The organism is Glycomyces albidus (assembly GCF_009451885.1).
Taxonomy (GTDB): Bacteria; Actinomycetota; Actinomycetes; order Mycobacteriales; family Micromonosporaceae; genus Glycomyces; species Glycomyces albidus.
In genome coordinates this window covers 92,414-106,158 of record NZ_WIAO01000006.1, presented here as the reverse complement: position 1 = coordinate 106,158, position 13,745 = coordinate 92,414, and the positions used below count along the sequence as shown (strand labels likewise).

The following is a 13,745-nucleotide window of genomic DNA, read 5'->3' as shown; positions in this document are numbered from 1 at the left end:
GGCATGGCACACCAGTCGCAGACCCGGGAGCAGAGCTCCGCCGAGGACTTCTTCCGCACCGAGATCCGCACCGGCCGCATCGAACGCGCCGAAGTCTTCGCCAAGGCCCGTAAGCCCGCGTACAAGCTCTGGATCGACTTCGGCGACCTCGGCGTGAAACGCTCCAGCGCCCAGATCACCGCCCGCTACACGCCCGAAGAGCTCGTCGGGCGCACCGTCGTCGCGGTCACCAACTTCCCGCCCCGGCAGATCGCCGACTTCATGTCCGAAGTGCTCGTCCTCGGCGTGCCCGTCGAGGGGACCGACGAAGTCGTCCTCCTCGCCCCCGACGCCGACGTCCCCCTCGGATCGCGCATCTCCTGACCAGGCGCGACACCCGTCAGTTCACCCATTGTTCATATCGGGCTCCGCAACCTCGGGCCGCGCACGGACGTTTCCCGTTCATCAGCCCTCGCCACCGGACGCCGAGCCGACGCCCCCTGGCAAGCCCGCTTGGAGCGTCCAATGAGCACATTCTTCGAACGGATCGGCCGGCGTTCGGCGGCGGCCGTCGTCCTCGCGGCGGCGGTCGCCGGAACGGGCGCCTTCGCACCGCCCGCCGCCGCACAGGGGCCGGCGCCCGAGATCGTCCTCGACCTCGACGGCCCGCTCGTCGCCGGCGGCATGCCGCGCGCCGCCACCCTCGACGTCGCCTTCGACGAGGACCCGGCCGGCCCCCTCGTCATGACGCTCGACATCGACGCCCCCGACGGGACCATCACCTTCGGCATCGGCCACGGCTGCACCACATACGACCCCTCGCCCTACATCGAGTGCGAGATCGAGGACCCCGGCACGGCGAACGAGTTCCTCTTCCCCGTCGCCGCAGCGGCCGGGACCGAGCTCGGCGAGTACGAGTACACGCTCCTGGTCTACTTCGACGCGTCCGAGACCTACACCGAGACCGGCACCGTCGAGGTCGTCGAGCACCGATACGAGGGCACCTTCACCGACTACGACGCGGCGGACGTCGCCCACACCGGCGTCGAACCCGGTTCCGCGGTCGACGTCAATCCGAGGTTCAGCACCGACGCCGCGCTCCCCGACGACCTCTACGTCACCGCGGTCTGGCTCGGCCCCGGTTTCACCAGCCTGGACGCCGAAGGCGTGGTCGGCATCGAGGCGCCCTGGGACAACTGCTTCGCCGACGCCTGGAGGTCGACGCCCGGCGGCCACTTCTGCTTCTTCACCGAATTCGAGGACCTCCCGGGCACCGCGTTCCAGTTCACCCACCCGATCGAGTACACCGTCGATCCCGGCGCACCCGGCCCCCTCGCGGTCTGCGCATGCGAGTACGAGGTGCTCTCCATGGACCAGGCGACGTTCGAACGCCAATACGGCGCACCCTCCTGGGACGAAGGCTCCTCGAACCTGCTCGGCCTCACCGCCGCCGGCGACCAGGACCCGATCGACGGCGACAACCGCGGCGGCATCACCATCGAGACCACCGACCACCCCTTCGACCTGACCGTCGGCGGCGCCAAGATCCGCGGCGGCGAAGTCGAGCTGACCATCCCCATCGGCAACGACGGCCCCGCCGCCGCAACCGATCGGCCGGCGTACGCGGGGGACCCGTCCTACTTCGTCCGCGGGCAGCTCCCCGAAGGCGCGGCGCTCGTCTCGATCGGCGACACCGAGGATCCCGGTGACGACGGCTGGCGCTGCTTCGACGAGGACGAGATCGAGGACCGCCGCGAAGCGCTCGAGGCCGGGTCCGGGCTCGACCGGATCGACTTCGCGTGCGCCTTCGACGGCCTCGGCGCCGGAGAATCGGTCGACATCGTCCTCACCGTCGACGTCTCGGACGCCACCGGCAAGGCCGGACGCGTCGAAGTGGACGCCTTCCTCCGCGGCGTCGACGGCGTGAACCTCGACGGCGACCTGGCGAACAACTCGGCGGCGCTGAAGATCGGCGGACCTTCGCTGCCGGACACCGGCGGCTCGACGATCGCGTTCGTCGCGGCCGCCGCGGGCGCGCTCATCCTCGGCGCCGTCCTGTTCCTCGTGACGCACCGCCGCAAGGAGCCCGTCGACCTCGCCTGAGATCCTTCCCGTGAACCCGGCCGGCCCGGGCCCGGTTCACGGGGCAGGACCTGAGGCGACCGGCCCGCCGGCCTCCGCACTCGCCTGCGGGGGCCGGCGGTCGGCCCGTCGCAGCGCCATCCTGAACAGCGCACCTCCCTCCGGCGACTCGAGGACCTGGACCATGCCGCGGTGCGCCAGCACCACGTCCTGCACGATCGCCAGGCCCAGTCCGGCGCCGCCTTCGTCGCGGCTGCGCGATTCGTCGAGGCGCACGAACCGGTCGAAGATCCGCCTGCGGTCCCCGGCCGGCACCCCGTTCCCGTCGTCGCCGACGTCGAGGAACAGCCACTCGTCGTCCTCCGCCGCGAGCGTGACCGTCACCGCGGTCGCGGCGTGGCGCTGCGCGTTGGCCAGCAGGTTCCCGACGGCCCGCGCCAGGTGCCCGCGCACCCCGAAGACGGACAGGTCCTCCTCCACCTCGAGCCGGACCGGCACCCGGTCGGAGGCGGCCCGCCGGGCCACCTCCTCCCGGACGAGCTCGGTGAACGGCACCTCGGTGTGCGGCGGGCGCTCGCCGGCGTCGAGCCGCGCCAGGAGCAGCAGGTCGGCGGCGAGGTCCTGGAGCCGGATCACGTCGGCGTGCGTCGCGTCGAGGTCGAGGAGTTCGGGGTGCTCCCTCGCGATCTCGATCTGGCTGCGCAGGATCGCGAGCGGGCTGCGCAGCTCGTGCGAGGCGTCGGCGACGAACCGGCGCTGCTGCGACACCGCGTGGTCGAGCGCCGCGAGGGTCGTGTTGGTGGTGACGGCGAGGCTGTGGATCTCGTCGCGGCTCGCCGGCACCGGCACCCGCCGGGAGAGGTCGCCGCCGGTGATCGAGATGAGCTCCTTCTGGATCGCCCCGACCGGGCGCAGCGCCCGCCGCGTCACGAGCCAGGTCACCACCGCGACGACTGCGAGCAGCGCCGGCAGCGCCCACCACATCGTGGCCGTCACGCTCTCGACGGCCTCCTCCTGCGTCTCCAGCGACGCTCCCGAGTAGACGGTGTAAACGGTGCCGTCTGGCGCGGTGGCGTTCATGGCCGCGAACCGGTACGGCGCCCCCTCGGACCGCAGGGTCACGGTCTCGTAGGCGATCGACGACCCGACGGCGCCTTGCGTGGGTTCCGGTGCGGCCGAGGGACTCTGGGTCTCGGTCGCATTGTCGTCCGAGTCGCCGCCGTCCGAGTCGCCGTCGTCCGCGTCGTCGTCATCGTCGTCGGTCTGGTCGTCGGTGTCGTCATCGTCGGTGCCGCCGTCGTCGCCGTCGTCCGCATCCTCAGTGGTCTCCGTGACCGGGTCCGGTGCGGGGGCGAAGTCGCCGACGGCGCCCATCCCGGCGAGGTCTTCGCTGGCGGCGACGACGTCACCGTTCGCCGCGACGATCTGGGCGGCTTCGTCGTCGTCCGGCAGCTCGACGGCGCCCGGCGCGGTGCCGGAGGCGAGCTGGCCCGCGATCGAGCGGGCGTTGACTTCGGCGGTCAGTTCGGCCCGGCCGTAGAGGTTGTCGCGCAGGAGCGTCACCACGAGGAAGCCGGCGACGATGAGCGCGATCGCGACGACGACGGTGGCGCCCACGGTGGTCCGTGCCCGCACCGACTCGGGCCGCCACAGGAGCCGCTTGTCGTAGGCGTGCCGCCGGGACTCCTTCAGGGCCCGCTTCCTCGTCTTCTCATCCACCGTCGGCCGCCAGCCGGTAGCCCGCCCCGCGCACGGTGGTGATGGCCGCCTTCCCGTATGGCGCGTCGATCTTGCGGCGCAGGTTGGAGATGTACACCTCGACGATGTTCACGTCGCCGTCGTAGGCGAAGTCCCACACGTGCTCGAGGATCTCGGACTTGGAGACCACTTCGCCGGCGCGGCTGGCCAGGTATTCGAGGACCGAGAACTCCTTGGAGGTGAGGTCGAGCGCCTTGTCGCCGCGGCGGCAGGTGCGGGTGGCCGGGTCGACGGCGAGGTCGCCGAACCGCCAGACCGACGGCCGGGCCGATCGGCCGCGGCGCAGCATGGCGCGGATGCGGGCCTGGAGGACGACGAAGGAGAACGGCTTGGTGAGGTAGTCGTCGGCGCCGGTGTCGAGGCCCTCGGCCTCGTCGTACTCGCCGTCCTTGGCGGTGAGCATGAGGATCGGGGTCTCGACGCCGGCCTCCCGCAGGGCCGCGCACACCTGGTAGCCGTTCATGCCGGGCAGCATGATGTCGAGGATGACCGCGTCGTAGTCGCCGCTCCTCGCCATCGACAGGCCGGTCGGGCCGTCGTGGGCCAGGTCGACGGCGTATCCCTCGGCCGCCAGCCCGGCGGCGACCACCTGGGCCAGCCGCTGCTCGTCTTCCACCATCAGCAAACGCATGTTCCGAAGCTTGGCACACGGAACCTGAAGCCAAGCTGAAGTCGACTCCCCGGTCGGGATTCGCCTCCTGCCAGCGCGAACGCGTCGTCCTCGGCTCGTCGGCCCGGAAACCTTAAGCCGTCTTCAGGTGACTTCAGCTTGGCTTCAGGTTCGAGGGCGCAAGGTTGCCGACATCCGATCCGAACGGACCGAAAGGACCAGTCATGAACGAGCAGACTCCCGCCCAGCAGCCCGAGGCCCCGAAGGCCCGCCGCTTCACCGGCCGCCACCGCACCCTCGTGATCGCGGGCGCCGCCGGCGTCCTCCTCCTCGGCGGCGGCACCGCCGCGGCCTTCGCCGCCGACTTCGACGACGCCGACGACCGCCGCGAGGACAACGGCGCCTCGCAGACGGGTCTCGACCTCGACGACCAGTACGACGACAACGGCGACGGCTCCGACGACGACTTCCAGCTCCCGGCCGGCGCCATCGGCGAGGACGCGGCCGCCGAGGCCGCGCTCACCGCAGTCGACGGCACGGTCCGCGACGCCGACCTCGAAGGCACCGCCGAGGCCCCCGTCTGGATCATCGACATCACCGACGCCGACGGCGTCGAATGGGACGTCGCGGTCGACGCCCTCGACGGCACGGTCCTCGACTCGGCCCAAGACGACGACTCCGACGACGGCTCGGATGACGACGACGACCGGGACGACAGCGACGGTGACGACAACGACGACTCGGATGACGGCCGCGACGACACCGACGACCGCGGCGACGACTAAGCACTCTTGCAGCGCACACAAGTCCGGTCCCGGCCCGCCCGCGAAGGCCGGGCCGGGACCGGTGGGCGGCCGGAGGCGAGTCTCCTGCCGCCCAGGTGCGGCCTGGCGAGGTCCCGGCCCCGGTCCGGCGCTGCGGTCCGGATACCGATGCGCCCCGGGGCCGAGGACTCCGCCTAGTTCTTGACCCGGTAAGCGAGAGTCGCGAACTGGCCGCTCGGCTTCGCCTCGATGAGTTCGAGGCGGTCGGAGAGGATGCGGCGGGGGAGCAGCGGCGCCCCGGCGCCGAGGAACACCGGCGCGAGGCTGACCCGGATCTCGTCGAGGAGGCCCGCCTCGAAGAACTGTCCGACGAGGTCGCCGCCGCCGACGATCCAGCGGTCCTTGTCGCCGGCGACCGCCGCCATCTCGGCGTGGACCGCCGCGACGTCGCCGGAGACGAACCGGATGTCGGCGCCCGGCACGGCCGGCAGGTCGCGGCTGGTGAAGACCCAGGCGGGCTGCTCGTACACCCACTTCTCCGGCTGCTCGGCCGCGTTCTCGAAGTTCAGGATCCACTCGTACGTGGTCGACCCCATGCAGATCGCGCCGACGCCCTTCAGGAACTCGCCGAACTCGTCGAGCGGCGTCTCGACCGCCTCGCCGTCCGAGCCCGGCTCCGCGGGCAGTCCGCCCGGGACCTGGAACAGCCACTCCAGTGAGTTGTCCGGATCGGCAATGAACCCGTCGACGGTGGTCGCGGTGTTGTACACGGTTTTCGCCATCCGACCACCCAACCACGGGCCACCGACACTCCGCCCCCGATCGGCGGCCGCCCCGCAATTCGAACACGCGGGCCCTGCCGCCGCGCGGCCCCGATCCGACGCGCCGAACCGGCGCTGTCAGGTTCCCGACAATGCGTGGTTTGTGGGGAAAGAGCCGCTTCCACGTACTTAAGTGGAGCCTGCGTCACAAGGCGCAGTCATGAACACGTTCACCAAAGGGGTGATCATGGTACTGAAGAAGCTCTTCACTGCCATCGGAATCGCGGCAGCCGGCCTCGCGCTGTCGCTGTCCGCCGCATCGCCGGCCGCGGCCGTCCCGACCGAAGTGCCGACGCCCGTCAAGTCGCGCATCGAGCACGGCACGGCCCAAGACCAGGACACGGTCCCGGCCAGCGCCGTCGAACAGCGCACCTGCCGCGCCCGCTTCGCCGAAGGGGTCAACCACCGGCTCCGCGCCGAGGCGGGCTCCGCGATCCTCGGATCCATCCCGGCCGGCACCTGGGTGCAGACCTCCTGCACCCGCGTCGCCGGCGGTGAGTACACCGCGTGCGGCCACTCCAGCGACTTCTGGATGGAGGTCTACTGGAAGGGCAACTGGGGTCACAGCGCGTGGGGCTGCGTCAAGGACTGGGAGTACACCTCCTGACCGGGAGCAGCGACGAGAAGGGGCCGGGAAGCATCCCGGCCCCGCGGCGTCACTCCGTCGACCCGTCCCCTGTCACGCCGTCAGGCGCAGCGCGTTCCCGATGATCCGGTGTCCGTGCGCGCCCGCCGCCGTCAGGATCGACTCGGGGTGGAACTGCACCGCGAACCACCGCTTCCCGGGCGCCTCGATCGCCATCACGACCTCGTCGATCGCCGCAGTCGGCGCGAAATCGCCCTTCACCTGGTCCGCGGTGGCGTACAGCGAGTGGTAGCGCGCCGCCGTCACCTCGTCCGGCAGGCCGTCGAACAGGCCGCCGCCGTTCACCTTCACGTTCCCGGGCTTGCCGTGGCTCGGCTCGTCCAGCAGCGACAGGCGCCCGCCCGCGTGCTCGACCATCGCCTGGAGCCCCAGGCACACTCCGAACACCGGCATCGCGCGCCGCTCGAGCTCGTCCAGGAGCGCCGCCGTCCCGAAGTCCTCCGGCCGGCCCGGCCCCGGCGACAGCACCACCAGGTCCGGCGCGAGCTCGTCCAGCACCGACGCGACGTCGAACCCGAACCGGAGCGTCGTCACCTCGCAGCCGTGTTGCCGGAAGTAGTCCCCGAGCGTGTTCACGAACGAGTCCTCGTGGTCCACCAGCAGGACCTTCCGGCCCACCCCGGCCGGGCCGCCCGCCACCTCGATCGGCTCGGGCACCGGCGCCGCGGCGCCGACCCCGCCCGCCGCGGTCTCCAGCAGCGCCCGCGCCTTCAGGTGCGTCTCGGCCTCCTCCGCGTCCGGGTCCGAGTCGTACAGCAGCGTCGCGCCCGCGCGCACCGCCGCCACGCCCCCGCGGATCTGCGCCGTGCGCAGCGTCAAGCCCGTGTTCATGGAACCGTCGAAGCCCACGAACCCGACCGCGCCCCCGTACCAGCGCCGCGGCGTCGTCTCCTGCTCCTCGATGAACCGCATCGCCCACGTCTTCGGCGCGCCCGTCACCGTCACCGACCACATGTGCGTCAAGAACGCGTCCAGCGCGTCCATGCCCTCGCGCAGCCGCCCCTCGACGTGGTCCACCGTGTGGATCAGCCGCGAGTACAGCTCGATCTGCCTGCGCCCCAGGACCTTCACCGACCCGGGCACGCACACGCGGGCCTTGTCGTTGCGGTCCACGTCGGTGCACATCGTCAGCTCCGACTCCTCCTTCGCGGAGCCGATCAGCTCCGCGATCTGCGAGGCGTCGTGCATCGGGTCGTCCCCGCGCGCGATCGTCCCCGAGATCGGGCACGTCTCCACCCGGTCCCCGGCGACCCGCACGAACATCTCCGGCGACGCCCCCACCAGGTACTCGCGCTCGCCCAGGTTGAAGATGAACTCGTACGGCGCCGGATTCGCCGTCCGCAGCCGCTCGTAGAACAGCGTCGGCGAATCGCACGCCGCGTACATCTCGTGCCCCGGGACCACCTCGAACAGGTTGCCCGCCTTGAACTCGCGGCGGGCCCGGCGCACCGTGTCCGCGTACACGCCCGGCACCGGCCCGTCCGGGACCGACTCGGCCCGCACGTACTCCAGCGACTCGGTCTCGCGCGGCAGGCCCTTCGTCGACCGGTCCCCGAACGAGAACTCGTACCGGCGCACCTGCGCCGTCTCGCGCTTCCGGTCGACCACGTACAGCTCGTCGGCCAGGTGCAGCACCAGGTCCCGCTGGTCGGCCGGGCGGTCCTTCGCGTACGGGATCGGCTCGAACTGGTACGCCAGGTCGTACCCGAACGCCCCCCACAGGCCCAGGTACGGGTCGTCGCACCGCAGCGCCTCGAGCACCACCCGCAGCGCCGAGAACGCCGTCGGCAGCTTCGACCGCAGCTCCTCCGGCACCCGCTCGGTCGGCACCGGCACCTCGACGCGCACCTCGCCGTCGTCGCGGGTCACCGCCCCCACCCCGGCCGCCGCGAACGCGTCCGCGAGGACGTCGACCAGCAGGTAGCCGCGGGCGTTCAACTGCCGCACCGTCACCTGCCGGCCGCGCGCCACGACCTCCAGGGACGGGTCCACGTACGCCAGGTGGTAGCGCGAATAGCGCCCCGGATACTCCATGCCGCTGGAGAGCACGCCGCCGCGGCGGGCCTCGACCTGCGCCACCACGGACGTCAGGTCGGGCGAGTCGAGCTCGGACACCGTCCGCTCGACCGTCACTCCCGACGGGGTCTTGAACACTGTCATCAGGGCCTCTTCCTCAAGAAGGTGCTGGGTCTCGAGTCCCGTCCTGAAGCGGCCGACCCCGGATACGACGAAGCGACCGCCTTCACGACGGTCGCTCCGTTCGCTCGCACGCACAAGCAGGACGCCGCCTCAGCGACGCCACCACCAGTTGTTCGCGTGGATGCTCACAAGGCAGATAGTACATGTCCGCACCCTGGGACGCCGACCGGTGACCAGGCCCCCCTCGGCGCAAATCGCTCGCGGACCCCCGGGCGGGCAGCGCTACACTTGCGTGCAACAGCGTCGACCCGGCCATCACCGGCGAGCTTCCGGAAGAACCGGCCCACCGGCCGCGGCACCCGCGGCCGCCACGGGCCCCAGTAGAACCGGACGGGCGCGGCCCGTCACCGCCGCCGAATCGAGCGGGCGCACTCGTGCGCCAAGCGAGGTGGTACCGCGGGCCGCCCTCAGAGGGCGCGGCTCGTCCTCGCACACAGGTGAGCAAGGTGTGTGAGGAGAACCGGGTCTATGGCCTATCCACTCGACGACCCCCGACGGGGTGTCCCCGCGAGCCCGAACCTCCCGGAGGTCGAGCGCCGCATCCTCGACTTCTGGACCAAGGACGACACCTTCCAGTCCTCCGTCGAGGCCCGCGAAGCCGGCGAGAACGGCGCCAACGAGTTCGTCTTCTACGACGGCCCCCCCTTCGCCAACGGCCTGCCCCACTACGGGCACCTCCTCACCGGGTACGTCAAGGACATCGTCCCCCGCTACCAGACCATGCGCGGCCGCCGCGTCGAGCGCCGCTTCGGCTGGGACACCCACGGCATGCCCGCCGAGGTCACCACCGAGAAGGAACTCGGCCTCAAGACCAAGGCCGAGATCGAGGCCTACGGCATCGACCGGTTCAACGCCGCCGCCAAGGCGTCCGTCCTCCAGTTCACCGGCGAATGGCACGACTACGTCACCCGCCAGGCCCGCTGGGTCGACTTCGAGAACGACTACAAGACCCTCGACCTCACCTACATGGAGAGCGTCATGTGGGCCTTCAAGACCCTCTACGACAAGGGCCTCATCTACGAGGGCTACCGCGTCCTCTGGTACTGCTGGCGCTGCGAGACGCCCCTCGCCGCCACCGAGACCAAGATGGACGACACCTACCGCGACCGGCAGGACCCCGCCGTCACCGTCGGCCTCGACGTCGCCGACGACGGCCCCCTCGGCGGCGTCAAGCTCCTGGTGTGGACCACCACGCCCTGGACCCTGCCGTCCAACCTCGCCGCCGCCGTCCACCCCGACGTCGACTACGCCGTCGTCGCCACCGACGACGGCCGCTACCTCCTCGCCGAGGCCCGCCTCGCCGCCTACGCCCGCGAACTCGGCGACGCCCCCGAAGTCCTCGCCCGCTACAAGGGCGCCGACCTCGTCGGCCTGCGCTACAACCCGCCGTTCGACTTCTTCGCCGGACGCGAGAACGCCCACCAGGTCCTCGCCGCCGACTACGTCACCACCGAGGACGGCACCGGCGTCGTCCACATCGCCCCCGCCTTCGGCGAAGAGGACAAGCTCGTCACCGACGCCGCCGGCATCGAACCGGTCGTCCCCGTCGACGACTCCGGCAAGTTCACCGACGAGGTCCCCCCGTACGCCGGCGTCCACGTCTTCGAAGCGAACAAGCTCATCATCAACGACCTCAAGGCCACCCAGCGGCTGCTGCGCCACGACACCTACAACCACAACTACCCGCACTGCTGGCGCTGCGGCTCCCCGCTGATCCAGCGCGCCCTCTCGGCGTGGTTCGTGGCCGTCACCAAGTTCCGCGACCGCATGGTCGAACTCAACCAGGAGATCGACTGGACCCCCGGCCACATCAAGGACGGCCAGTTCGGGAAGTGGCTCGCCAACGCGCGCGACTGGAACATCAGCCGCAACCGCTTCTGGGGCTCGCCCATCCCCGTGTGGGTCAGCGACGACCCCGAGCACCCGCGCATCGACGTCTACGGCTCCCTCGCCGAACTCGAACGCGACTTCGGCGTCGAAGTCCGCGACCTCCACCGGCCCTACATCGACGACCTCGTGCGGCCGAACCCTGACGACCCCACCGGGAAGTCGACGATGCGCCGCGTCCCCGAGGTCCTCGACTGCTGGTTCGAATCCGGGTCCATGCCGTTCGCCCAGGTCCACTACCCGTTCGAGAACGCCGACTGGTTCGAGCACCACTTCCCCGGCGACTTCATCGTCGAGTACACGGCCCAGACCCGCGGCTGGTTCTACCTGCTGCACGTCCTCTCGACCGCCCTGTTCGACCGGCCCGCGTTCCGCACCGCCGTTGTCCACGGCACCCTCCTGGGCGCCGACGGCCAGAAGATGTCCAAATCGCTCAAGAACTACCCGGACGTCCGGGAGTCGTTCGAGCAGTACGGCTCCGACGCGGTCCGCTGGTTCCTCGTCTCGTCCCCGGTCCTGCGCGGCGGCGACATGCCCGTCACCGAGACCGGCTTCCGCGACGCCGTCCGCCAGATCGTCCTGCCGCTGTGGAACGTGTGGTACTTCTACACGCTCTACGCCGGCGCCTCCGGATACGAGGCCAGCCCCGAGCAGGCCCGCGCGACCGCGCTGGCGTCCGAGCACCGGCTCGACCGGTACCTGCTCGCCAAGACCCGCGAACTGGTCGAGGCGATGACCGAGGCGATGGACGGCTACGACCTCGTGGCCGCCACGGCCGCGTTCCGGTCCTACCTCGAGAGCCTCACCAACTGGTACGTGCGCCGCTCCCGCGACCGGTTCTGGGAGGGCGACGAGGCCGGGTTCGCCACGCTCGCGACGGCGCTGAAGGCCGCGACCGAGGTGGCCGCGCCGCTGCTGCCGATGGTCGCCGAGGACATCTGGCGGGGCTTGACCGGCGGCCGCTCGGTGCACCTCGCCGACTGGCCCTCGGCCGGGGACCTGCCCGCCGACCACGCCCTGGTCGAGGCGATGGACGCCGTGCGCGACATCGCCTCCGTGGGCCTGTTCATGCGCAAGGCGCGCAAGCTGCGGGTGCGGCTGCCGCTGGCGAAGGTCACGGTCGCGACCCCGCACGCCGAGCGCCTCGAGCCCTTCGCGGACCTGCTCAAGGACGAGCTGAACGTCAAGGCCGTCGAGTTCGACTCCGACGTGAGCGCCTACTCGAAGTCCGACCTGAAGCTGGTCCCGCGCGTGCTCGGGCCGCGCCTGGGCAAGGACGTGCAGCGGGTCATCAAGGCCGTCAAGGCGGGGGACTGGACCGTCGAGGACGGCACGGTCACCGCCGGCGGCGTCGTCCTGGAGGACGGCGAGTTCGAGCTGACGATGGTCGCCGTCGACGCCGAGCACACCGAGGCCCTTCCGAACGAGGGCGGCGTGCTCGTCCTCGACACGGAGGTCACGCCGGAGCTGGCCGCCGAGGGCCTGGCCCGCGACCTGGTCCGCGTGATCCAGCAGGCCCGCAAGGACGCCGGCCTCGACGTCACCGACCGCGTCGCCGTCACCGTCGACGCCTCGGACGCCGTCCGCGCCGCCGTCGAGGCCCATCGCGAGTTCGTTCAGGCCGAGACCCTCGCCCTGGACCTGGTGTTCGGGGACCTCCCTGAAAGCGCCACCTCCGGCGAGGCTGGAGACGCCACGGTGAAGGCCGCGGTCGAGAAGCGCTAGACGACGACGCGAGAGGGCCCGGCTGGCATCCCCAGTCGGGCCCTCTCACGTCCGCACCCGCGGTCGACGATGCGCGACCGCCGAGTTGGTGGCATCCTTGGTATCATCGATGCAACCAGAATGGAGGTGCCGGGATGGCGATGACACTCAGGCTGTCCGACGAGGTGGAGAGCCGGTTCCGGGAGGTCGCCGCGGAAGCGGGCCTGTCGATGAACAGCGCCGCCGAAGCCGCGATCGCCGAATGGATGGAGCGTCGGCAGCGCGAGCACGTCCGATCGGTGGCGGAGGACATCGCGAAGCGGCACGCCCGGCTGATGACGAGACTGGGCGAGTAGTGCCCCGCTACTTGACGACTGAGGAACTGGTGGACCTCGCCGTGGTCGCAGCAGGGCCGACCGTCGGGATCCGCGACATCGGGCTGCTGGAATCGGCCGCCGCCCGCCCGCAGACGAGCGTGTTCGGCTCCGAGGCGTACGAGTCGCTCCTCGAGAAGGCCGCGGCGCTCCTGCATTCGATCGTTGCGAACCACCCGCTCGTCGACGGGAACAAGCGTCTCGGTTTCCTCGCCGCTGCGACGTTCCTCGAACTCAACGGTCTGCGGCTCGCCGACCCCGACGCCGTCGAGGACAAGGCCTATGACCTGGTCATCGCTGTGGCGTCCGGGCGGCTCGCCGAAGTCGGCGAGATCGCCGATGGACTGCTCGCCCTACTGGCCGAGTGACCGCGGACGGTATCGGCGCCCGCGGCGAGTGAGAAGGGCCCGACGAGCTGCGCTCGCCGGGCCCTTCAGGCGATGCGGCCTCAGGCCATGAAACCGCAGATCTTCCAGACGTCGTCTTCCTTGACCAGGTCGAAGGTCTCCTCGGTGTCCTCGCCGTTCTCGGTCATGGTGACCGCGACGGACGCGGTGTCGCCCTCTTCGGTGACCTCGCCGATCTCGTACGACCAGTCCTCGGGGACGATCTCCTCGTCGCCCATGGCCTCCTTGATCTCGTCCTCGCTCATGCCCTCGAACATGGCGCCCATGTCCTTGATGGCGGTGATGTCCTCAGCGCAGAAGTACTCCTCGGCATCGGTGGCGGCCTTGTCGACATCGCCGGAGGCGAACGAGTTGGCGAAGTCCTCGATGCCGTTGTCGAGGAAGTTCTCCACCGCGCCCTCAGGCGTGTCGCTGCTGCCACCGCACGCGGCGGCGGCCAGGAGAAGGGCGAAGGCGCCGGCGGTGACGACGGTGGCCCTGCGGGCGGTGCGGAGCTTGAAGGTCATGCTCATTG

General features: G+C 70.9%; 12 protein-coding genes. 7 read left to right on the top strand and 5 right to left on the bottom strand.

The window, feature by feature from the left end; all coding sequences use genetic code 11:
- Nucleotides 1-3: 3 nt before the first annotated feature.
- Nucleotides 4-363, top strand: coding sequence for a tRNA-binding protein (locus GFD30_RS07430; protein WP_153024550.1), 360 nt, complete (start codon nucleotides 4-6; stop codon nucleotides 361-363).
- A gap of 141 nt (nucleotides 364-504) precedes the next feature.
- Nucleotides 505-2,082 (top strand): LPXTG cell wall anchor domain-containing protein, encoded by a 1,578-nt coding sequence (locus tag GFD30_RS07425; RefSeq protein WP_153024549.1) that lies wholly within the window; start codon nucleotides 505-507, stop codon nucleotides 2,080-2,082.
- Between the two features lie 36 nt (nucleotides 2,083-2,118).
- Here GFD30_RS07425 and GFD30_RS07420 read toward each other — a convergent pair whose 3' ends face one another.
- Together GFD30_RS07420 and GFD30_RS07415 are read right to left on the bottom strand one after the other, a co-directional pair.
- Nucleotides 2,119-3,780 (bottom strand): sensor histidine kinase, encoded by a 1,662-nt coding sequence (locus GFD30_RS07420; protein WP_322633042.1) that lies wholly within the window; start codon nucleotides 3,778-3,780, stop codon nucleotides 2,119-2,121.
- Nucleotides 3,773-4,450, bottom strand: a complete 678-nt coding sequence (locus GFD30_RS07415; RefSeq protein WP_153024548.1) for a response regulator transcription factor — start codon at nucleotides 4,448-4,450, stop codon at nucleotides 3,773-3,775. Before GFD30_RS07415 ends, GFD30_RS07420 begins: the two co-directional genes overlap by 8 nt.
- A gap of 203 nt (nucleotides 4,451-4,653) precedes the next feature.
- Between GFD30_RS07415 and GFD30_RS07410 the strand changes: the two genes are divergently transcribed.
- Nucleotides 4,654-5,214: a PepSY domain-containing protein gene (locus GFD30_RS07410; protein ID WP_153024547.1), complete on the top strand. Its 561-nt coding sequence runs from the start codon at nucleotides 4,654-4,656 to the stop codon at nucleotides 5,212-5,214.
- A gap of 173 nt (nucleotides 5,215-5,387) precedes the next feature.
- On the opposite strand, the gene GFD30_RS07405 is transcribed toward GFD30_RS07410, so the two are convergent.
- Nucleotides 5,388-5,975, bottom strand: coding sequence for a dihydrofolate reductase family protein (locus GFD30_RS07405; protein WP_153024546.1), 588 nt, complete (start codon nucleotides 5,973-5,975; stop codon nucleotides 5,388-5,390).
- 199 nt (nucleotides 5,976-6,174) lie between these two features.
- On the opposite strand from GFD30_RS07405, the gene GFD30_RS07400 reads away from it, so the two are divergent.
- On the top strand, nucleotides 6,175-6,621 hold the full coding sequence (locus GFD30_RS07400) for a hypothetical protein (RefSeq protein WP_153024545.1): 447 nt from the start codon (nucleotides 6,175-6,177) through the stop codon (nucleotides 6,619-6,621).
- A 72-nt stretch (nucleotides 6,622-6,693) separates the two neighbouring features.
- Here GFD30_RS07400 and GFD30_RS07395 read toward each other — a convergent pair whose 3' ends face one another.
- Nucleotides 6,694-8,820, bottom strand: coding sequence for an anthranilate synthase component I (locus tag GFD30_RS07395; RefSeq protein WP_153024544.1), 2,127 nt, complete (start codon nucleotides 8,818-8,820; stop codon nucleotides 6,694-6,696).
- 507 nt (nucleotides 8,821-9,327) lie between these two features.
- Here GFD30_RS07395 and ileS point away from each other — a divergent pair.
- The 3 genes from ileS (at nucleotide 9,328) to GFD30_RS07385 (ending at nucleotide 13,192) form a co-directional block, all read left to right on the top strand.
- Nucleotides 9,328-12,471, top strand: a complete 3,144-nt coding sequence (gene ileS, locus GFD30_RS07390) for an isoleucine--tRNA ligase (protein WP_153024543.1) — start codon at nucleotides 9,328-9,330, stop codon at nucleotides 12,469-12,471.
- 134 nt (nucleotides 12,472-12,605) lie between these two features.
- Nucleotides 12,606-12,806: a hypothetical protein gene (locus tag GFD30_RS26200; protein WP_194201881.1), complete on the top strand. Its 201-nt coding sequence runs from the start codon at nucleotides 12,606-12,608 to the stop codon at nucleotides 12,804-12,806.
- Nucleotides 12,807-12,817: 11 nt separating this feature from the next.
- A complete protein-coding gene (locus tag GFD30_RS07385) occupies nucleotides 12,818-13,192 on the top strand; it encodes a type II toxin-antitoxin system death-on-curing family toxin (RefSeq protein WP_227995926.1) in 375 nt (124 codons plus the stop codon).
- Nucleotides 13,193-13,272: 80 nt separating this feature from the next.
- On the opposite strand, the gene GFD30_RS07380 is transcribed toward GFD30_RS07385, so the two are convergent.
- Nucleotides 13,273-13,737 carry an Rv0361 family membrane protein gene (locus tag GFD30_RS07380; RefSeq protein ID WP_194201880.1) on the bottom strand — a complete coding sequence of 155 codons (465 nt, stop codon included), beginning with the start codon at nucleotides 13,735-13,737 and terminating at the stop codon, nucleotides 13,273-13,275.
- Nucleotides 13,738-13,745: the final 8 nt, after the last annotated feature.